Annotated in this window: 17 protein-coding genes; 11 read left to right on the top strand and 6 right to left on the bottom strand. The window is 64.9% G+C overall.

The window, feature by feature from the left end; genetic code table 11:
• From AiwAL_RS01865 to AiwAL_RS01855, 3 genes are read right to left on the bottom strand one after another with little or no spacing between them, the layout of a single operon-like run.
• A complete protein-coding gene (locus tag AiwAL_RS01865; RefSeq protein WP_235703507.1) occupies positions 1 to 987 on the bottom strand; it encodes an ABC transporter permease in 987 nt (328 codons plus the stop codon).
• A complete protein-coding gene (locus tag AiwAL_RS01860) occupies positions 984 to 2,498 on the bottom strand; it encodes a sugar ABC transporter ATP-binding protein (protein ID WP_235703506.1) in 1,515 nt (504 codons plus the stop codon). Before AiwAL_RS01860 ends, AiwAL_RS01865 begins: the two co-directional genes overlap by 4 nt.
• Positions 2,499 to 2,509: 11 nt before the next feature.
• Entirely contained in the window at positions 2,510 to 3,523 is a 1,014-nt protein-coding gene (locus tag AiwAL_RS01855; RefSeq protein WP_262311981.1) for an autoinducer 2 ABC transporter substrate-binding protein, read from the bottom strand.
• 248 nt (positions 3,524 to 3,771) lie between these two features.
• Between AiwAL_RS01855 and AiwAL_RS01850 the strand changes: the two genes are divergently transcribed.
• From AiwAL_RS01850 to tcuB, 8 genes are all read left to right on the top strand, one after another.
• Positions 3,772 to 4,545, top strand: a complete 774-nt coding sequence (locus AiwAL_RS01850) for a DeoR/GlpR family DNA-binding transcription regulator (RefSeq protein WP_235703504.1) — start codon at positions 3,772 to 3,774, stop codon at positions 4,543 to 4,545.
• A 7-nt stretch (positions 4,546 to 4,552) separates the two neighbouring features.
• Complete coding sequence (rhaI, locus tag AiwAL_RS01845) at positions 4,553 to 5,734, top strand: L-rhamnose isomerase (RefSeq protein ID WP_262311980.1); 1,182 nt, start codon at positions 4,553 to 4,555, stop codon at positions 5,732 to 5,734.
• Positions 5,735 to 5,754: 20 nt separating this feature from the next.
• Entirely contained in the window at positions 5,755 to 7,833 is a 2,079-nt protein-coding gene (locus AiwAL_RS01840; protein WP_235703502.1) for a bifunctional aldolase/short-chain dehydrogenase, read from the top strand.
• Positions 7,823 to 9,238, top strand: coding sequence for a rhamnulokinase family protein (locus AiwAL_RS01835; RefSeq protein WP_235703501.1), 1,416 nt, complete (start codon positions 7,823 to 7,825; stop codon positions 9,236 to 9,238). The genes AiwAL_RS01840 and AiwAL_RS01835 overlap by 11 nt, the downstream gene beginning before the upstream one ends.
• A gap of 91 nt (positions 9,239 to 9,329) precedes the next feature.
• Positions 9,330 to 10,727, top strand: a complete 1,398-nt coding sequence (locus tag AiwAL_RS01830) for an amidase family protein (RefSeq protein ID WP_262311979.1) — start codon at positions 9,330 to 9,332, stop codon at positions 10,725 to 10,727.
• Between the two features lie 66 nt (positions 10,728 to 10,793).
• Positions 10,794 to 12,116, top strand: coding sequence for an MFS transporter (locus AiwAL_RS01825; protein ID WP_235703499.1), 1,323 nt, complete (start codon positions 10,794 to 10,796; stop codon positions 12,114 to 12,116).
• 3 nt (positions 12,117 to 12,119) lie between these two features.
• Complete coding sequence (tcuA, locus tag AiwAL_RS01820) at positions 12,120 to 13,502, top strand: FAD-dependent tricarballylate dehydrogenase TcuA (RefSeq protein WP_268920155.1); 1,383 nt, start codon at positions 12,120 to 12,122, stop codon at positions 13,500 to 13,502.
• Entirely contained in the window at positions 13,489 to 14,586 is a 1,098-nt protein-coding gene (gene tcuB, locus AiwAL_RS01815) for a tricarballylate utilization 4Fe-4S protein TcuB (protein ID WP_235703498.1), read from the top strand. Before tcuA ends, tcuB begins: the two co-directional genes overlap by 14 nt.
• Here tcuB and AiwAL_RS01810 read toward each other — a convergent pair.
• Entirely contained in the window at positions 14,566 to 15,984 is a 1,419-nt protein-coding gene (locus AiwAL_RS01810) for a PLP-dependent aminotransferase family protein (protein WP_262311978.1), read from the bottom strand. The genes tcuB and AiwAL_RS01810 overlap by 21 nt on opposite strands.
• Before the next feature lie 88 nt (positions 15,985 to 16,072).
• Between AiwAL_RS01810 and AiwAL_RS01805 the strand changes: the two genes are divergently transcribed.
• The 3 genes from AiwAL_RS01805 to AiwAL_RS01795 are packed head-to-tail and all read left to right on the top strand — an operon-like array spanning position 16,073 to position 17,612.
• The gene (locus AiwAL_RS01805) at positions 16,073 to 16,537 is read left to right on the top strand and encodes a carboxymuconolactone decarboxylase family protein (protein ID WP_235703496.1); all 465 of its coding nucleotides are present in this window, start codon (positions 16,073 to 16,075) and stop codon (positions 16,535 to 16,537) included.
• Positions 16,534 to 16,968: a GNAT family N-acetyltransferase gene (locus AiwAL_RS01800; RefSeq protein ID WP_235703495.1), complete on the top strand. Its 435-nt coding sequence runs from the start codon at positions 16,534 to 16,536 to the stop codon at positions 16,966 to 16,968. Before AiwAL_RS01805 ends, AiwAL_RS01800 begins: the two co-directional genes overlap by 4 nt.
• Entirely contained in the window at positions 16,965 to 17,612 is a 648-nt protein-coding gene (locus AiwAL_RS01795; protein ID WP_262311977.1) for an FMN-dependent NADH-azoreductase, read from the top strand. The genes AiwAL_RS01800 and AiwAL_RS01795 overlap by 4 nt, the downstream gene beginning before the upstream one ends.
• A gap of 9 nt (positions 17,613 to 17,621) precedes the next feature.
• On the opposite strand, the gene AiwAL_RS01790 is transcribed toward AiwAL_RS01795, so the two are convergent.
• Positions 17,622 to 19,226, bottom strand: a complete 1,605-nt coding sequence (locus tag AiwAL_RS01790) for a 5-guanidino-2-oxopentanoate decarboxylase (RefSeq protein ID WP_235703493.1) — start codon at positions 19,224 to 19,226, stop codon at positions 17,622 to 17,624.
• Positions 19,223 to 20,422 carry a pyridoxal phosphate-dependent aminotransferase gene (locus tag AiwAL_RS01785; RefSeq protein ID WP_235703492.1) on the bottom strand — a complete coding sequence of 400 codons (1,200 nt, stop codon included), beginning with the start codon at positions 20,420 to 20,422 and terminating at the stop codon, positions 19,223 to 19,225. Before AiwAL_RS01785 ends, AiwAL_RS01790 begins: the two co-directional genes overlap by 4 nt.

The following is a 20,422-nucleotide window of genomic DNA, read 5'->3' as shown; positions in this document are numbered from 1 at the left end:
CTATGCTCCCCTGATTTCGTGGTGCGCGCTGAGGCCGATCGCCGCGAGTATCACCGCCCCGAGTGCGACGCCGCCCCAGAAGGGCTGAATCCGCAGCAGTACGATTCCGTCATCGACAACCTGAACCACCAGCGTGCCGAGCAGCGTGCCGAGCATGGTTCCGCGTCCGCCGGAGAGCGCGGTGCCCCCGAGCACCACGGCGGCGATGACCTGGAGGACGAAGCCGCTGCCGGTCGAGGTCTGCACCATCGGGCTCTGACCGAGGGTCAGAAGTGCCGCGAATCCGGTCAGCAGGCCGAGCATCACATAGGCAGCGAGCTTGATCCGCTCCGGCCGGATTCCGGCGAGCCGGGCGGCTTCCTCGTTATTGCCGAGCGCATAGACATGCCGCCCCCAGCGGAAATGCCGCAGGAACAAGGCAGCGCCAATGAGAAAGACAAGCGCGATGACCGCGACGACCGGCAGGAACAGGAGATGATCGACCACAAAAATCGTCGTCAGCGCGGGCGGAATCGCGGTGATCCAGTTGCTGCCCAGGACGATGAACACGAGCATCCGATAGATGCTGAGTGTGCCGAGGGTCGCGATCACCGGCGGAATCCGCCCGTTGATGATGAGCAGCGCGTTGATCAGGCCGAGAACGGCACCGGATGCGAGAAATATCGGAACCGTCGCGGCGAGGCTCCAGCCAGCGGCGAAACAGGTGCCGCCGATCGCGGCGGTCAGCCCGAGCACCGAGCCGGTAGAGACGTCGATCCCGCCGGTCAGGATCACCACGGTCATGCCGATCGCCGGAATCACGGTGATCGCGCTGCCGACGAACAGATTATCGAGATTGACCCGGCTCCAGAACGCGCCGTGCGAACCCAGGCTGATCAGTCCGACCAGAACAGCAAGTGTTGCCAGCAGCAGCACCTCGCGCCCCGCCGGAAGACGGCGCCGCGACGCCAACACCGGCTTGATCACAGTCGCTACCCGTTCGCTCATGCCGCCCGTGCGTGGGTGCCGACCGCGGCAGCGAGAATCGCTTCGGCGTGCATGGCGTCGCCCTCCGCCACGGTGACCACGCGACCCCGCCGCATCACGATTACCCGGTCGCTCACCGCAAGCACTTCGGGCAGATCCGACGAGATCACCACCACTGGCAGACCGCTTGCGGCAAGCTCGCGGATGAAATCATGGATCTCGTCCTTGGTGCCGATATCGATGCCGCGCGTCGGCTCATCGAGAATCAGCAATTTCATGGATTGGCCGGCCCATCGCGCGAACAACGCCTTCTGCTGGTTGCCGCCCGACAGCGTGCCGATCGCGATCGTCTCGTCCCGCGCCTTGATCCGATAGCGCCCGATCAGCCGCGCCGCCTCACCGCGCAGGCCGCCGAAGTCGAGCCGCGAGGCCGCATGCACGAAGCGAAACAACGCGCTCGCGGTCAGGTTCGCCTCCAGCGGCTTGGTCGCGAAAATACCCTGCGATTTCCGGTCCTCGGGCAGATAGCCGATACCGCGCGCGATCGCCTCGGCCGGGTCGCGTGGTGCGATGCGCGCGCCGTTCAGCCGGATCTCGCCCCGGTCGGGCGGCAGAGCGCCGAACGCCGCCAGCGCGACCTCGCTGCGGCCGGAGCCGACCAGGCCGTAGACTCCGGTGACCCGCCCGGCCGGCACCGACCAATCGACATCGCGATAGAGATTGCCACGGCAGAGTCCCTTGATTTCGAAGGCCGGCGGAGTCTCGGTGGCCGGTTTGCGGTCGGGGCGCGGCTTGCCGTAATTCCGGCTGGCTTTGCCCGCCATCAAGGCGAGCAATTTCGTCTCGTCGAGTTCGTCGGCGCGCGCGGCACCGGTCACCCGTCCATCGGTGAGGACGGTGACGCGATCGGCGATCTTGCCGATTTCATCGAGCCGGTGGGTGATATAGACGATGGCACGGCCATCCTCGCGCAGCCGACGGATGATCGCGAACAGCCGGTCGGTCTCCGACTGCGACAGGATCGAGGTGGGTTCGTCGAAAATGATCACCCGCGCCTCCTGGGTCAGCGCCTTGGCGATCAGCACCAGTTGCTGATAACCGAGGCTGAGCCGACCCATCGGCCGATCCAGCAGATCGTCCGAAAGGTCCAGCCGGGCGAACCAGGGCCGGACCCGCTCCGCCATCGCCGCCTTGCGGATCATGCCGCCGCGCAGGGTGATTTCGTTGCCGGCGAAGATGTTCTCCAGCACCGAAAGATGCGGATAGATCATCGGCTCCTGATACACCGCGGCAATGCCCGCCGCGCGCGCGTCCTTGGGGTGGGCGAAGCGGCGCACCCCGCCATCCACCCTGATCTCGCCGTCATCCGGCACGATTGCGCCGGTGAGAACCCGGATCAGGGTCGATTTGCCGGCGCCGTTCTCGCCGAGCAACGCGTGGGTTTCGCCCGGCGCGATCGCGAGATCGACGCCGGCCAGCGCCACGACGCCGCCGAAACGCTTGGCGATGCCGGCAAGTTCGACGCGAGACATGGATTGCGCGATCAGAAGTTCAGGCTGACATTGGATTTGTCGATCACCAGCGGCTTGCCGAGCAGCAGCGTGCGGGTTTTCGCGAAATACCGCACTTTCTGCTTGAGCCCCGGCACCGTGTTCTCCTTGTGGAACGGCTTGTGCTGAAGCTCCTGCATGATCCCCCAGCCGGTCAGATACCCCAGCGAAATCGGATTCCACAGCACCACGCTCTTGACTGTTCCGTTCATGATGAACGGGCGGATCGAGTTCGGGTCGGTAATGCCGGTGACCGCGACCTTGCCGGACAGCCCGGCGCGCAGCACCGCCTGCGCCGCGCCCGGCACCGCCGTCGAATTGATGCCGACGATGCCCTTCAGATGCGGATAGGCGGACAGCAATTGTCCGGTCACCTGGGTCGCTTTGTTGATGTCCTCGCCAGCATACTGGATCGAGACCAGCTTGATTCCCGGATATTTCGCGGCGAGGCGCTGCTTCATCAGCGCGATCCAGGCGTTGAGATTGGTCGCGGTCGGGCCGCCGGAAACGAACGCGACATCGCCCTTGCCGCCGATCGCCTTGGCGAGCTGGTCCATCACCGCATAGGCGAGGCCGCGATTGCTGGTCTGCTGCACGCGCAGCGCCACGTCCGGCCCGTTCACCTGCGAATCACTGGAATAGAACAGGATGTGCTGAGCCTTCGCCTGTTTCGCCAGGGCCTCCAGCGCGGTCGGGCTGTTGGCGGAAACGCCGACCGCAGCGACATGTTTGTTGATCAGGCTCTGCACGATTTCGGCCTGGCCGGACACCGAGGCGGTGGTCGGCCCCTGATAGATGATATGCGCGCCGAATTTTTTGCCGGCCTGGTCAAGCCCCTGCTTCATCGCGCTGAAATATGGAATGCCGATCAGTTTCGGCACGAAGGCGATGGTCGGCGGCGCGGCGCGGGCCTGCCCGGCCGCACCGGCCAGCAGCGCCGCCCCGGCGAGCAGTCCGATGCGGCCCAAGCGCCTCGCACGACGATCATGGTTTTCGATTTCGGCCATTGTCTCTCCCCTCGTTCCGAACCGCCCGATTGGCGGTTTGCTTGTCACATGGAATTAGCATCATCTCACATCAATATTGTCAAGAATTATGTGAAGAATAACATTTATTGTGCATCGCAGCACGAAATTCAGCCATTTTTATAAAATATCTTGCCAATTCGGGTTGTCGCTGTCTTATATACCCACATCATGATGTTGAAATGCACAGAAAATTTGTTTGATCGAAGGCCGGTACGGAAGCAGTGATCATGAGCGATGGCGCGTTGCCGATTATGGGCCGTCAGCAGGATATCCTGCGCCGTGCCGTGGGCGCCGTGCTGGTTCGGGTGAAGGATCTCGCCGGCGAATTCGGCGTCCACGAAATGACGATCCGCCGCGACCTCGAATCGCTGGTCGATCAGGGGCTGATGGAGCGGGTGCGCGGCGGCGCGCGGCTGCGCGAGCGCATGGGCGAGGAACTCAGCCATCAATTGCGGGCGGCCCGCAATATCGAAGCGAAGACCGCGATCGCCCGCGCCGCTTTGGCGCTCATCGAGGAGGGCGACACGATCGCCTTCGATGCTTCGACCACGGCGCTCGCGCTGGTGCGGCTGCTGCAAGGGCGCAATGTATCGGCGATCGTCTCCGGGCTCGACGCGGCGGCGGCGCTCGCCGCGAGCGGCGTGCCCTTCGTCATGGTCGGCGGCTCGTTCCATGCGCCGGCGCGTTCCTTCACCGGCGTGCTGTTCGAGGAAGCGATGGCAAGGCTGCACCCGGACAAGGTGTTCTTCTCGACCAAGGGGTTCCATGCCGCGCTCGGTCTGACGGATTCGCATCTGCCGGAAGTCGGCGCCAAGCGCGCCATGCTGCGTTCGGGCGCGATGACGATCGCGCTGGTCGATTCCTCGAAATTCGGCCGGCGCGCGCTCGCGACCATCGCCGCGACGACCGAGATCGACGTGCTGGTGACCGACGCGCCGCCTTCGGATCAGGACATGGCGGCGCTCGAGGCGGCCGATATCCGCGTGATCGTCGCCGCGTGAGGGAGGGATGATGGACGATGCAGCTTTGATGGAGCGCCTCGATGTGCAGGCGATCGAAACGCCGAGCTGGGCGTTCGGCAATACCGGCACGCGGTTCAAGACATTTGCCCAGCCGGGAGCCGCGCGCACCATATGGGAAAAGATCGAGGATGCGGCAGAGGTGCATCGGATGACCGGCATCGCGCCGCGCATCGCGCTGCATATTCCGTGGGACCGCGTGGATGATCCCGGCGAACTGGCCCGTTTCGCGCAAGCGCGTGGCATCGGCATCGGCGCGATCAATCCCAATCTGTTCCAGGATGACGATTACCGGCTCGGCTCGCTCGCGCATCCTGATGCGCGGATTCGCGAAAAGGCTTCGGCACATCTCGAAGACTGCATCGCGATCATGGCGGCGACCGGTGCGCGCGATCTCAGCCTGTGGTTCGCCGATGGCACCAATTATCCGGGGCAGGACGATTTTCGCGCGCGGCGGCGGCGGATGCGCGAAGGCTTGTCGGGCTGTGCGGCGAGGCTGCCGGCAGACGCGCGGATACTGATCGAATACAAGTTCTTCGAGCCCGCCTTCTACTATACCGATCTTGCCGATTGGGGCGCGGCACTTGCCCATGCGCGGGCGATCGGCCCGAAGGCCCAGGTGCTGGTCGATCTCGGCCACCATGCGCAGGGCGCAAATATCGAGTCGATCGTCGCCATGTTGCTCGACGAGGGCAAGCTCGGCGGTTTTCACTTCAATGCGCGGCGCTATGCCGATGACGACCTGATCGTCGGTTCGACCAATCCGCTTGAATTGTTCCTGATCTATGCCGAACTCGTCGCGGCCGAAGTCGATCCGCAAACCAGAACCTGCACGCGCGGCGTTTCCTACATGATCGACCAGAGTTTCAACATCGAAGCGAAAATCGAAGGCATGATCACGAGTATTCTGAACTGTCAGGAAGCCTTCGCCAAGGCGCTGCTGATCGATCATGCGGCGCTCGCGGCGGCGCAGGCGGACGGTGACGTGCTTGGCGCGAACCGCATCGTCATGGATGCGTTCCGTACCGATGTCCGCCCAATCCTCGCCGCCTGGCGCCGGCAGCGCAACCTGCCGGAGGATCCGCTCGACGCGCATCGGGGCGGCGATTATCTGCGCGCGATCCGCCGCGATCGCGGCACCGCCTCCGCCGCGAGCGGTTACGGAGATTGAAGGAAATCATGATAAAAGACGTGACGTTAACTGACGAGATCCGTTGTTCGACCTGGGCGGAGTCGGATCCGCCCAGCGTGGACGGGCTTGCCGCATTGGTGCATCGTTCCCGCCTGCTCGGTGCGGATCGGCGGATTGCCAATATTTTCGGCGGCAATACCTCGATGAAATCGACCGAGCGCGATCATCTCGGCCGTGAGACGCGCGTGTTGTGGGTGAAGGGTTCGGGCAGCGATCTCGCGACCATCAGGGACAGGGATTTTGCCGCCCTGAAACTTGATGAGATCGAACCGCTGTTCGCCCGTGCGGAGATGACCGACGAGGCGATGACCGACTGGCTCGAACGCACCGCGTTCGAACCCGGCCGGCCGCGCCAGAGCATCGAGACGCTGTTGCATGCGTTTATCCCGGCGCCCCATGTCGATCATACCCATCCGGATGCGATCATCAGCATCGCGTGCAGCCCGCGCGGCCAGGAGTTGATGCGCGAGATTTTCGGCAGCCGCGCAGCGTGGGTTCCGTATGTGCGGCCCGGCTTTTCGCTGTCGCGGATGATCGGGGCGGCGGTGCGCGACAATCCCGGCCTCGACTGCGTGGTAATGGGTAAGCACGGGCTGGTAACCTGGGGCGAGACCTCGGCCGAGTGCTATGAAAAGACGTTGCGGGTCATCGGCGAGGCGGAAACCTGGCTCGCCGCGCGCGAAGCGGCCGAACCGTTCGGCGAATCGCTGGTGCCGGCGCTACCCAAAGCCGAGCGGCGAGACGTGTTCGTGGCGGTACTGCCGGTTCTGCGCGGTGCGATGAGCGGTGACCGCAAGATGATTTTGCGCATCGACGACGATCCCGGAGTGCTGGATTTTGTCGGCGGCTCCGCCTGCCGCAACCTTGCGATGCGAGGAGCGGCCTGTCCCGATCATCTGGTGCATACCAAGCGCATTCCGCTCATGCTCGACTGGAGGCCGGAACAGGGGCGGGACGCATTGCTGGACGCTGCGCGCAGGGGAGTCGCGGACTTCGCCGCGCGTTACGAGACCTATTTCAAGGCACATGCCCAGGAAGGCGACCGAATGGCAGCACCCTGGCCGCGGGTGATCCTGATCCCCGGCCTCGGCATGGTTACCTCCGGTGGCGACGCGGCGGTGGCGGACGTGTCTCGCCAACTTTATCGCCGTGCCATCGCGGTGATGCGCAACGCGGCTTCGGTCGGCGGGTTCGAGACGCTGACCGAGGCGGAGAGTTTCGCGATCGAATATTGGCCGCTTGAGCTCTATAAATTATCCCTTAAGCCGCCGCCGAAACCGCTCGACGGGCGTGTCGCGCTGATTACCGGGGCGGCGAGCGGCATTGGCCGTGCCGCCGCCGCGCGTCTCGCACGGGACGGCGCCCATGTGGTGATCGTTGATCGTAACGAACCGGGTGCCGCGACGGTTGCCGACGCGATCGCGCAACACCGTGGTGCCTGGCGCGCGATTGCCGTTGCCGTCGATGTCACCAGCGAAGCCGCCGTCGGTGACGCATTCACCGCGACCGTTCTTGCCTATGGCGGCGTCGATATCGTGGTGAACAATGCCGGCATCAGCATGAGTGCGCCGATCGAAACCACCACGCTCGCCGATTGGCAGAAGCAGTTTGACATTCTATCGACAGGTTATTTCCTGGTCGCGCGCGCCGCGTTCCGGCTGATGCGCGCGCAGGGTTCAGGCGGCGCGCTCGTGTTCGTCGCGAGCAAGAACGCGGTCGCGGCAGGGCGCAACGCCAGCGCCTATTCGGCGGCGAAAGCGGCGGAGCTGCATCTTGCGCGCTGTCTTGCCGAAGAAGGCGGTTCCGCCGGAATCCGCGTCAACACCGTTCTGCCTGACGCGGTGTTATCAGGTTCGTCGATCTGGAACTCCACCTGGCGCGCGGAACGTGCCGCGACCTACGACATCGAGGAAGATCAGCTTGAAGCGCATTACCGCGCGCGCACCACGCTGAAGGTCAACGTGCTGCCTGAGGATGTCGCCGAGGCGATTTTTTTCTTCACATCCGCCGCCTCGTCGAAAACCACCGGCGGCGTTCTCACCGTCGATGGCGGCGTGCCGGCGGCCTATGTCCGTTAGCCTGCGCCATATCGCCATCGATCTTGGCGCTTCGGGCGGACGGGTCGCGCTCGGCGGCATTACGGATGGCGTGCTGAATTTCGACATCCTGCATCGTTTCCCGAACCGCGCCGTGCCGATCGGCCGGCATCTCTACTGGAACATACTGGAACTCTGGCGCGAAATCCGTGTGGGGTTGCGTCTGGCGGCACAGAACGGGCCGGTCGCGAGCATCGGCGTTACCACCTGGGGCGTGGACTACGCGCTGCTCGACCAGGACCGCCTTCCGATCGGCATGGTGCATAGCTACCGCGATGGCCGTACCGGCGGGGTCTTCGATGTGATCGAAGCGATCATGCCGCGCGCGGAGATCTATCGCGCCACCGGCATCCAGTTCCTGCCGATCAACACGCTGCCGCAACTGGTCGCGGCAAGACGGGATTCGCCCCATCTGTTCGAGCGCGCGGCGCATTTCATGATGCTGCCGGACCTGCTCAATTTCTGGCTCTGCGGCATCATCGCCGGCGAACACACCAACGCGAGCACGACCCAGCTCTACGATCCCGTCCGCCGTGCCTGGGCGGACGGATTGCTCGGGGCATTCGAGATTCCGCGCACGATGTTTCCGAATCTGGTCGAGCCGGGAACCATCCTCGGCCCGCTTCTGCCCGAGATCGCCCGCGATACCGGCCTTGCCGGCGCCGTGGTCGTCGCCTCCGCAACCCATGATACCGCAAGTGCCATTGCCGCGATTCCCGCCGAGGACGGCGTGGCGGATTGGGCCTATGTGTCGAGCGGCACCTGGTGTCTCGCCGGCGTCGAATCGCCGTGTCCGATCATCACCGATGCAGGACGCGCCGCGAATGTCACGAACGAACAGGGCGTCGCCGGAACCACGCGATTGCTCAAGAATACCAGCGGCCTGTTCATCCTCCAGGAATGCCTGCGCGGCTGGGGCGATCCGCCGATCGAGCGCGTCCTCGCCGCCGCCGCCGATGTCCCCCCCGGCCCGATCATCGACGTCGCCGATCCGGTCTTCGCGCGTCAGGGTCCCGACATGCCATCACGCATCGCCGCGTGGTGCCGTGATCACGGGCTCGCCTTACCGGGTAGCGAAGCCGCGATCACCCGGATGATCCTGCAAAGCCTCGCGCGCGCAATCGCGCAAAGTCTTGCCGATGTCGATCGCGTCGCCAGCCGGCGAACACAGCGCGTCCACATCGTCGGCGGTGGATCTCGCATCGCCCTGTTCAATCAGGCGATTTCGAATGAAACCGGCGCCGAGGTGGTCGCTGGACCCATCGAGGCGACCACCTCCGGCAATCTTCTGCTCCAGGCGGAGGCCCTCGGGGCGATTCCGCGCGGAACCGGACGCGTGGTGATGCGCCGCTCGGTGTCCCTGACCGTCGCGTCACCGGATCGTTAGCATAGAACACGGCGGGGCTCCGGCAACCCCTTGAACATCGGCGGTGGACAGGCTGATATGCCGGCAGGCGAACGAACGGGGAGAGCATGTTTTGACCGAACTTTGGCAATTGACCGCGACCGAGTTGGCATCCCGCATCCGGCGCCGCGATGTTTCGGCGCGCGAGACCGCCGAGGCGGCATTGGCGCGGCTCGACGCCGTCAACCCTTCGATCAACGCCGTGGTGGATCATCGTCCCGATCAGGTTCGGGACGATGCCGACGCGGTGGACCGGGCGATCGCCTGCGGGGACGATCCCGGCCCGCTCGCGGGCGTGCCGGTGACGGTCAAGGTCAATATCGATCAGGCGGGCTTCGCGACGACCAACGGCGTGACGCTCCAGCGCGATCTGATCGCGCAAACCAGCAGCCCCGTGGTGGATAATCTGAAACGGGCCGGCGCGGTGATTCTCGGACGCACCAATACCCCGGCGTTTTCCTTGCGCTGGTTCACCACGAACCTGATCCACGGCAATACCAGAAATCCGCGCGATCCGTCGCTGACGCCGGGCGGTTCGTCGGGGGGTGCCGCGGCGGCGGCGGCGGCGGGTATCGGCTGCCTCGCGCACGGTACGGATATTGCCGGCTCGATCAGGTATCCCGCCTATGCCTGCGGTGTCCACGGGCTGCGCCCGTCGCTCGGCCGTGTCGCCGCCTATAACGCATCCTCGCCGGAGCGCTCGATCGGCGCGCAGCTCATGGCCGTTTCCGGGCCGATCGGGCGCAGCATCGCCGATCTTCGTGTGGCACTTGCCGCCATGGCCACACCCGATTCGCGCGATCCTTGGTGGGTGCCGGCGCCGCTCGAAGGGCCGCCGGTGCCGCGTGTTGCCACTCTGTGTCTCCAGCCGGACGGCCTGCCGATCGTGGCGGAGGTAGAGGCGGCGCTGCTTGACGCGGCGCGCCGGCTCGAGGCAGCGGGATGGATCGTCGAGACGATCGGCGACGTGCCGTCTCTGCGTGAGGCGTGCGAATTGCAGGTCCAGCTCTGGCTCGGCGACGGGTTCGCCGGCCTGGCGGAGGCGGCGCGGCGCGAAGGCGATCCGGGAGCGCTTGCGGTGGTCGCGGCATTTCGCGAACAGGCCGAATCCTGGCCGCCGGATATCGTCGCGCGTGCTCTGGTGCGGCGGGCCACTTTGACTCGCGAATGGCTGGGATTTCTCAATGCGCATCCGGTTTTGTTGTTGCCGGTCTCTGCGGAATTACCATTCCAGGACGGTCTCGACATGCGCGACGAGGCGAGTTTCCGGCGCGTCTGGCGCGCTCAGGCGACCCAGATCGGCCTGCCGTTGATGGGGCTGCCGGGTCTTGCCGTCTCCACCGGCCTTGTCGGCGCCACGCCGGTCGGCGTGCAGTTGGTCAGCCGGCCATACCGCGAGGATTTGTGTCTGCTGGCGGGCGAGGCGATCGAAGCGGGCGGCGTGCCGGCGGCGCCGATCGATCCGGTTTGATGTACCGCCATTCTACCGGCATGACGTGCGTGGTATGATCGTTTTTTCTTTGCAGGAACGGGGAAAATGTCTTTAAACACGCATGAGGCGAGCGCGCACCCTTCGACCAGGCAGATATCGCGGATCGCATTTGCCAGCATTGTCGGCTCGGTCATCGAGCAATATGATTTTTTGGTGACCGGCGTTATCGCGGCCACGGTCTGGGGCGGCATATTCTTCAAGCTGCACGCGCTTGCGGCGGTGTCTGCCGCGATCGGCGTCTATGGCATCGGGATCATCATTCGTCCGGTCGGCGCGTATATTTTCGGCAATATCGCCGACCGGCGAGGCAGAAAGGACGCGCTGGTCTATGCGCTTGTTCTGATGGGCGTCAGCACGCTGCTGATCGGCCTGACGCCGACCTATGACAGTATCGGGGTCCTGGCGCCGGTGCTGCTGATCGTTTTCCGGCTGCTTCAAGGCATCAGTTTCGGGGCCGAATTCGGCACCGCGTCCACCTGGGTGATCGAGCAGGCAGCGCATTCCAGATACCGGGCGCTGTGGGGCGCGTGGGTCGGTTTCGCGATCCCGATCGGGCTGCTGCTGGGCTTCGGCTCGGTGATATTCGTGAAATCGCTGATGACGCATCAGGATTTCATTGCCTATGGCTGGCGGATTTTCTTCTTCATTGGATTCGCGGTGGCGATCGTCGGGCTCATCATCCGGCTGCGCACCGAAGACAGCTATCTGTTCGAGCACCTCAAAAGCGACCGGAAAGTTCTCGATTATCCGGCGAATCGGGTATGGCGGGAGATGCCCGGTCGGATTCTGCGCACGTCCCTGGTGAATGCGATGTTCAGCGGCGCATTTTTTCTGTGTTTCGTGTTCGGCACAGGCTATATGAAAGTCGTCGGGTTCACCGGCTTCCAGGCCGAATCGATCGGCCTGATCGCGGCCGCCTTCATGCTCGGATTCATGATTCTGGGTGCGGTGCTCGCCGACAAGATCAACCGGCGAACCGTCCTGCTGATTTCGGCCGTGGTGTTCCTGGTCTTCGCGATTCCGTATTTCTATCTTCTCAACACCCATGATTTCATCCTGGCGGCGATCGCCGAGATTATCGGCTTCGGCTTCGTGTTCGGCTTCGGCTATGGCGCGATCCCGGCCTTCTACACCGAGAATTTTCCGACCCGCTATCGCGCCTCCGGGGCAAGCGCCGGCTATCAGATTTCCCAGGTCTATGGCGGCGGGCTGATCCCGATCCTGGCCGGAATCATCCTCCACGCGGCCGGGATTCATCGAGCCTTCATCTATATCGGCCTGCTGGTGATGGTCTATGCGATCCTGGCGATCATCGCGATCCTGTATACCGGCGAGACCAAGGGGATCGGGCTCGAACACGAACCCTGACCCATGGTGTGGGACGTTCTCGTGGTGGGCGGCGGCAATGCGGCGTTGTGCGCCGCCATCACGGCGCGCGAGGCGGGGGCGAGCGTGGTTCTGCTGGAACACGCACCCCGCGCGTTTCGCGGCGGCAACTCGCGCCACACCCGCAACCTGCGCGCCATGCACGACGCTCCCGCCGGCGTGCTGACCGACGTGTATGGCGAGGCCGAATACTGGGACGATCTGCTGCGCGTCACCGGGGGCGCGACCGACGAGCATCTCGCCCGCATGACGATCCGCGCCTCGGCGGATGCGCCGGCCTGGATGAGCGCGCATGGGGTGAATTTTCAGCCCTCGCTGACCGGCACGCTCAATCTCGGCCGCACCAATGCCTTCTTCCTCGGCGGCGGCAAGGCGCTGGTGAACGCCTATTTCGCCGCTGCCGAGCGATTGGGCGTTACGATTCTCTATGATACCGAGGTGACCGACCTTGAGCTCGATAACGGCGCGGTGCGCGCGGTGAACACGGTCAGCCGGGGTTTTCCGCTGACCTTGCAGGCGCGCTCGGTGGTGGCGGCGAGCGGCGGATTTCAGGCCAATATCGGCTGGCTGCGCGAATATTGGGGCGAAGCGGCCGACAATTTCATCATTCGCGGCACGCCCTTTGCCCAGGGCACCGTGCTGCGCGATCTGCTGGGGCACGGGGTTCAGCAAGTTGGCGATCCGGCTCAGTGCCACGCGGTCGCGATCGATGCGCGGGCGCCGAAATTCGACGGCGGCATCGTCACAAGGCTCGATTGCGTGCCGTTCAGCATCGTGGTGGATCGCGCGGCATGGCGCTTCTACGACGAGGGCGAGGATGTCTGGCCGAAACGCTACGCGATCTGGGGCAGGCTGGTCGCGCAACGCCAAGGCCAGATCGCCTACGCGATCCTCGACGCCAAGGCCGCGAAGCTGTTCATGCCGTCGGTGTTTCCGGCGATCCGCGCCGGCAGCATCGCGGAACTGGCCGGAAAACTCGGCCTCGATCCGGCGGCGCTGGAAACAACGGTGAGCCGCTACAACGCGTCGGTGCGGCCCGGCAATTTCGACAGCGCCGCGCTCGATGATTGCCGCACCGAAGGGCTCGATCCGCCGAAAACCCATTGGGCGCGGACGATCGACACCCCGCCCTTCATCGGCTACCCGCTGCGGCCGGGCATCACCTTTACCTATCTCGGCGTGAAGGTGACCGAGCGTGCCCAGGTGCTGATGCGGAATGGCAGGCCGGTTGCGAATTTATGGGCGAGCGGCGAAATCATGGCGGGCAATATTCTCGGAAAAGGCTATCTGGCGGGATTCGGCATGGCGATCGGCACGGTGTTCGGCCGCATCGCCGGAGCGGAGGCGGCGCGTCATGCCGGAAACTGAAACCATGCGGGAAGCGCGGCGGGTCATGGAGATCTGCAATGCCTGCCGCTATTGCGAGGGATTCTGCGCGGTGTTTCCGGCGATGGAGATGCAGCGTGCATTTTCCGACGGCGATCTCACCGATCTCGCCAATCTCTGCCATAATTGCAAAGCCTGTTACTATGCCTGCCAATATGCGCCGCCGCATCCGTTCGGGGTGAACGTGCCGCGGACATTTTCGCTGCTGCGCGACGAAACCTATCGGAATCACGCATGGCCGCGCCTGCTGGCGCGCGCCTTCGCCCGCAACGGCACGGTGGTCGCCCTGGTTACGGCGGCGGCGCTGGCCCTGGTTCTGCTGCTCACCGGATGGCTGGTCGCTCCCGGCACGCTCTCTCACGCCTGGATTGGCCCGGATGCCTTCTATCGAGTGATTCCCTGGGTGGCGATGACCGGCGTTGCCGCCGCGACCTTGCTGTTTTCGCTGCTGGCGCTCGGCATCGGCGGCGTTCGCTTCTGGCGCGCCTCCGGCGGCGGCGTTCCGGTGCGGCGAGGCGACGTGCTGCGCGGCTTGCATGATGCAGTCACGCTGAAGAATCTGGGCGGCGGCGGGCATGGCTGCAACGACCGCGACGAAGCCTTCTCGATGGCGCGCCGCCGGTTTCATCACGTCATGGCCTACGGTTTTCTCGCCTGTTTCGCCGCCACCTGCATCGCCGCGTTCGAGGCCTACGCGCTGGGCCGCCCGGCGCCGTATCCGCTGTTCAGCCTGCCGGTGATTTTCGGCACGCTTGGCGGCATCGGATTGCTGGTCGGCGCGTCGGGGCTGATGGCGCTGAAACTGACCGCCGATCCCGTCCCGGCGGCACGCCGTCTGTTAGGCGCCGATGTCGCGCTGCTCGCGCTGCTCTGGCTCGCCGCGGCGACCGGCCTGATTTTGCTGATTTTCCGCTCGACCGCCGCGATGGGCGCACTACTCGCCATCCATCTCGGCGTCATCCTCGCTCTGTTCGTTCTGCTGCCCTACAGCAAATTCGTCCACGCGCCGTATCGGACGCTGGCGCTGATCCGCAATGCGGCCAACTCAGCCGATCGCGTGCAATAACGCCCGAGATTTTTCGAGGGCCTGAGCCTCCTTGATGTTGGTGAAGCTGAGCAGCAGACCGTGCTGGCGCTTGCGCCCGATATAGTGCGCGGAAAGCGCGGTGGGTGCGAGACCTTGCGCCTGCGCCCGACGCACCATCTCTACATCGTCGCCGAATTCGGGAAATCGCACGAGTAGATGCATGCCGCCCGCCTGCCGGGCGAGCAGCGCGCGGGTTCCGAACGTGGCGCGCAAGGCGCCAGCGAAAGCCTCCCGCCTTGTCGCGTAGAGCCCGCGCATGCGCTTGAGGTGTCGCGCGAAATGGCCCTCGGCCATGAAATCGGCGACGACCGATTGTCCAAGCGTCGCTTCGCCGTGCCGTCCGATATGCAGCGCCTCCGTCATTTTGCCGGTCAGTGCCATCGGCATGACCAGATAGCCGAGGCGCAGGCCGGGAAACAAAACCTTGCTGAAACTGCCTGCATAGATCACCCGATCCGCCGTATCGAGGCTCTTCAGCGCGGGCAGCTTGCGGCCGACATAATGGAACTCGCTGTCGTAATCGTCTTCCACGATCCAGGCGCCGGAGGCAGCCGCCCAGGCGAGAAGCGCCTGGCGCCGGGGCAGCGACAAAGCGGTGCCGCTTGGGCTCTGATGGGCGGGCGTCACCACCGCGAGGCGTGCGCGCGGCGCGTGCGCCTGGGCGATCTCGACACAAAGCCCCTCCTCATCCACCGGCACCGGGATGAGGCGTGCGGACGCGGCCTCCAGCGCCTGCCGGGCGAGAAAATAGCCCGGCTCCTCGAACCACACCGGATCGCCCGGTTGCAGCAGAAGCCGCGCCAGAAAGCCGATCGCCGCCTGGTAGCCGCCGGTGATCATGATCTGCGCCGGCTGACAGGCGACGCCACGGGATACCGCGAGATAGGCGGCGATCGCCTCGCGCAGGGCCGGCAGCCCGGCCGGATCGGGATAGGCAAGGCTGAACCCCGCCTGCCGCCGCGCTGCCCGCGCGGTCAGCCGCGCCCAGAGCACGCGCGGAAACAGGTCGAGTGCCGGCAATCCCATCTGGAACGGCAGCGGCTGAACTGGCGGCGTTTCTTGCCGAACTGGCGCCTTCGCTCGCGCGCCGGAGCCGGAAGCGGGATCGAGATGCAGCATCGGCGAGACGATCGTGCCGGCCTGGCCGCGCGCGAACAGATAGCCTTCACCCGTGAGCCTTGCATAGGCGGCGTCTACTGTGCCGCGGGAAATCCCGAGTTCGCTTGCGAGCGTGCGCGTCGAGGGCAGGCGCTCCCCCGGAGATAGCCGTCCGCTCGCGATCGCGCGCCGGATGCGCTCATAGATCTGGTCGTGCAGGGCAGCGCGCGAGGAGTGGTCGAGCCTGACGGATTTCAAGGTGCTGGATGCGGACGACATGGCTCGGTCATTTTAGCCAGATTTGGCTCATGAATATAGGCCATATCCGGGTTAATTCGAGAGCATTCCGCCAAAGGAGACATGGACGATGCGTGCCAAACGCCTGCTGCCAACCAAGATTGCCCCCGCCGGATACGAGGCCGTGCGCGGTGTGGAATCCTACATCCGGCGATGCGGCCTGAAGCCGGGCCTGATCGAGCTTGTGAAAATGCGGGCATCGCAGATCAACGGCTGCGCGTTCTGCCTCGACATGCACAGCAAGGCGGCGCGCAAAGCCGGCGAGACCGAGCAGCGGCTCTATCTGCTCGACGCCTGGCGGGAATCGCCGATCTATACGCCGGCCGAACGCGCCGCATTGGCATGGACGGAGTCGCTGACGCGGATTGGCGATACGCATGCATCGGATGCCGATTACGAGGCGCTGCGGGCGCATTTCTCGGATAAGGAAATCATCGATCTCACTATTCTGATCGGGCTGATCAACGTCTGGAACCGGCTCGCGATCGGTCTGCGCTTTGAGCATGAGGCTGATCACGCGGAAGCGGTTGCGTGAGCGCGTTCGAATTCCGCCACGCCGATACTGATTCGGATATCGTCGCCTGTTTCGTCGTGATGCGGCAATTGCGGCCGCATCTTGCCAGCGAGGCGAAATTCCTGACGCGGGTGCGACGCCAGCAGGGCGAGGGCTATCGGCTGCTGGCCGCCTGGCAGGATGGGTGTGTCGCCGGCGCCGCCGGCTATCGGCTGCAGGAGAACCTGATCCGCGGGCGCTTCGTCTATGTCGACGATCTGGTCGTTGTGGAGAGCCGACGGAGCGGCGGCCTTGGCGCGCTTCTGCTGGACGAGGTCGCGCGATTGGCGAAAAATGCCGGGTGCTCCTGGATGACTCTCGATACCGACCTCGGTAATGCACGGGCGCAACGGTTCTATTTCCGGTGGGGCATGCTTTCGGCCGCCCTGCATTTCCGCAAGGAGCTGGCGTGAAAAATCTGTTGCTGGTGGAGTGTGGCCCACGGTTCGAGCATTCCATCAGCCGCGCCGCCGCCGCTCTGGTGGTGGAGCACCTGCGCCGGCGCGAGCCCGGAATGAGGATTCTTCGGCGCGATCTCGCGTGCGTTCCGCCGTCCTTCGTGGATGAAGCTTTTACCCAGGCGATGTATATCCCGCCGGACCGGCAATCCGCAAGTGAGCGGGCGGCGCTCGCGCAATCGGAAATTCTGATCGGTGAATTGGAGGCGACGGATGTGCTGGTGATCGCCACACCGATGCATAATTTCACCGTCCCGGCGGTTCTGAAGGCCTGGATCGATCAGGTGCTGCGCATCGGCCGGACGTTCCGGTCCACGCCGCAAGGAAAGCAGGGCCTGCTCGCCGACCGGCCCGTCTATGTTGTTATTTCGAGCGGGGGATGGATTGCCGGTGAGCGGGCACGCCAGCCGGATTTCCTGACGCCGTATCTTGCCGCCTTGCTGGCGACTTTGGGTATTCGCACGATCGGCTTTCTTTATCTCGAGGCGATGCACGGCGAGGCGGATTTGCCGCTCCGCGCCGAGGCGCAGGCGCGTGCCTGGCTGGATGCCAATCTGCCGCTGCCGGCCGAAGCCGCCGTCCAATGTTTTGTGCGGTAATTTCGCTTATCAGAGGTGAACCAGGGATTCGTGGAGTTCGATCAGCGCGGGACGGCGGCTGGAATGCGCGCGTTTCAGTGCAGCTTGCAGGTCTTCGAGCTTCGACAGCCGCTCGGCCATGAGCCCGTACGCTTGCGCGACCAGCGGAAAATCCGGCGCGCTCGGCTTGACGCCGACGGGTTCGATGCCCGCACCGCGCATATAGGCTTCGATTTCGCCGTAGCCATTATTATTCCAGACCAGGAAAATGACCGGCACGCCGGCATCGGCGGCCGATCCGAGTTCGGCCAGCGAGAACTGGATGCCGCCGTCACCGACGATGCACACGACCGGCGAGTCCGGTGCCGCGAGCGCGGCGCCGATCGCCGCCGGTGGCGCGTAGCCCAGCGCGCCGTAGCCGGTGGCGGAATTGAACCAGCCGCCCGGCTGGTCGATGTCGCAATAGAGATTGCCGGCATAGACGAGCTGGGTTGAATCGCCGACCATGATGCATCCTGGCAGCGTAGCGCGAATGATCCCAATAATCTCGATTTCGCGCCGGAATTTGTCGGTCAGCGCGTCGCGTGCCGCCTGCCGCGCCCGAGCGGCGCGGATTGCCCCGGTGCGATGGGCCGGCTGATCGGGCAGCGCCGCAAGCAGGCTAATCACGGCATTGCCGATGCTCGACAGAATCGCGAGCCGGGGCGCCGGACCGCATGCAAGCTGCGCCGCGTCGATATCGACGCGCACGAGATTGCCGAGTGCGGGGAATTGTCCGTCCTCATACATATCGAAATCGGTCGGGCCCATTTCGGTGCCGAGCGCTAACACCAGATCGGCGCCGCCGAGGAGTTGCCGGATAGCGGGCAGGCTGGGGCTCGCCGGAACAAGCAGATAATGGCCGGCGAGCAGGCCGCGTGCGTTGACCGTGGTGACCACCGGCGCATCGAGCCGTTCCGCGAGACGCGGCAGCGTGGCCGCCGCGGCCTTGGCGCCGCCGCCGAGCACGATCACCGGACGTTCGGCGGCCGCGCAAAGCCCGGCTGCCTGCTTGATAGAAGCGGCATCCGAGCAGGGTCGGGTAAAAGTCGCTGGTTTCGGCGAGGTTCGTTCGATTCGTTCGGCCATGACATCGACCGGGATTTCGATATGCACCGGACCGGGCCGGGCCGATCCCAACATCGCGAAGGCGCGTGTCATCACCTCCGGCAAATCCGCAGGCTCCAGCAGCGTGTGGGAAAAGCTAGTCAACGTGCGCGTCATCGCGAGTTGGTCCGGCAATTCGTGCAGCGCCCCGCGCCGGCCATTAAGGCTGCGCCGCGCATTGACGCCGGAGATGACGAGCAGCGGCACCGAATCGGCGCGCGCCTGCGCCATCGCGGTGAGCGCGTTGGTGAGCCCCGGCCCGGTGATCAGCAGGCAGACACCGGGCTTGCCGGAGACGCGCGCATAGCCGTCCGCCATGAAGCCGGCACCCTGTTCGTGACGCGGCGTTATGTGCCGGATCGCGGAGCCGGCAAGTCCGCGGTAAAGTTCGACGGTATGGACTCCAGGAATGCCGAAAACGAACTCGACGCCGTTGGCTTCCAGGCTCTCGATCAGCGCTTCGCCGACCGTGCAGGTTCCGCCGTTCATGCGCGCGCCGTTCTCGGCTCTGCATCCGTCAGGTTTTTTGCGAACTCCGCGATGCGCCGGCAGGCTTCGGCGATGTGATCGTCCGGGACGGTGAGGCTGAGGCGGATGAAGCCCTGTGCCTGATCGCCGAACGAGGCACCGGGCATCACCGCGACCCGCGTATTGTCGAGCAGCGCCCAGGCGAAGTCATCGCCGCTCAGCCCGGTGGCCGAGACATCGACAAGGCTGAACATGCCTGCTTCCGGCGGTAATGTTCGAAGGCAAGGCGCGCCGGAGAGCGCATCCGCGATCAGGCGTGCCCGTCTTGCGTAGGCGTTTCGCATCCGCGCGGCGGTATCGAACGAATGCGTCAGGGCATAGGCCGTCATATCCGCGATGAAGGGCTGATTGCCGAACAGCATGGTTTCGGAGACCGGCAACACACGCCGGCAGAATTCCTCAGGCCCGATCGCCCAGCCGCTGCGATAGCCGGGTGCCGCATGGGATTTCGAGATCGAGGAGACGACGATCGTGCGGTCGGCGAGATGCGGATTGTCGAAGGGCGAGGCGAAATCGCCGCCGAAGATCAACATCTCGTAGACCTCGTCGGAGACGATCCAGAGATCGTGGCGGGCGCAGACGGCACCGAGTGCCGCAATCTCATTCGCCGACAGGACAGCGCCTGTGGGATTATGCGGCGAGTTCAGCAGCAGAACCCGGCTGTTCGGCGTGATCGCCGCTTCGAGATCCTTCGCCTGCATGTGAAAACCGTGCTCGGCCCTGAGAGGCACGGCGACTTTCCGGGCCCCGCTCGCGCGGATCACGCCCTCATAGGTCGCATAAAGCGGATCGCCGACCAGAACCTCGTCATCCGCCCCGACCAGGCTGAGCATGACGGCAAACAGCGCGGTCTGGGTGCCGGGAAAGCACAGCACGTTTTTCGGCGTTATCGCGCGGCCCGTGCGCCCGGCGTATTTGTCGGCGAGAGCGGCAAGCAGTGCAGGCTCGCCGCGCCCGTTGGAATAGCGCGTCCGTCCCGCCGAAATTGCGCGCGTGCATTCGGAAAGCAGCGCCGGGTCTGGCGCGATGTCGGGTTCGCCGATGGTGAGTTCGATGATTGTCTCGCCGGCGGCTTCGCGCTGGCGCGCGGCGATGTGCAAGGCCCACCGATCGGAACCAAGACCAGCCAGTCTTTCGGTGATCAACGCGTAGCGCAT

Source organism: Acidiphilium sp. AL (assembly GCF_025499445.1).
Taxonomy (GTDB): Bacteria; Pseudomonadota; Alphaproteobacteria; order Acetobacterales; family Acetobacteraceae; genus Acidiphilium; species Acidiphilium iwatense.
Note: the sequence above shows the minus strand (reverse complement) of the source record. Positions and strands in the feature narration are given on the sequence as shown.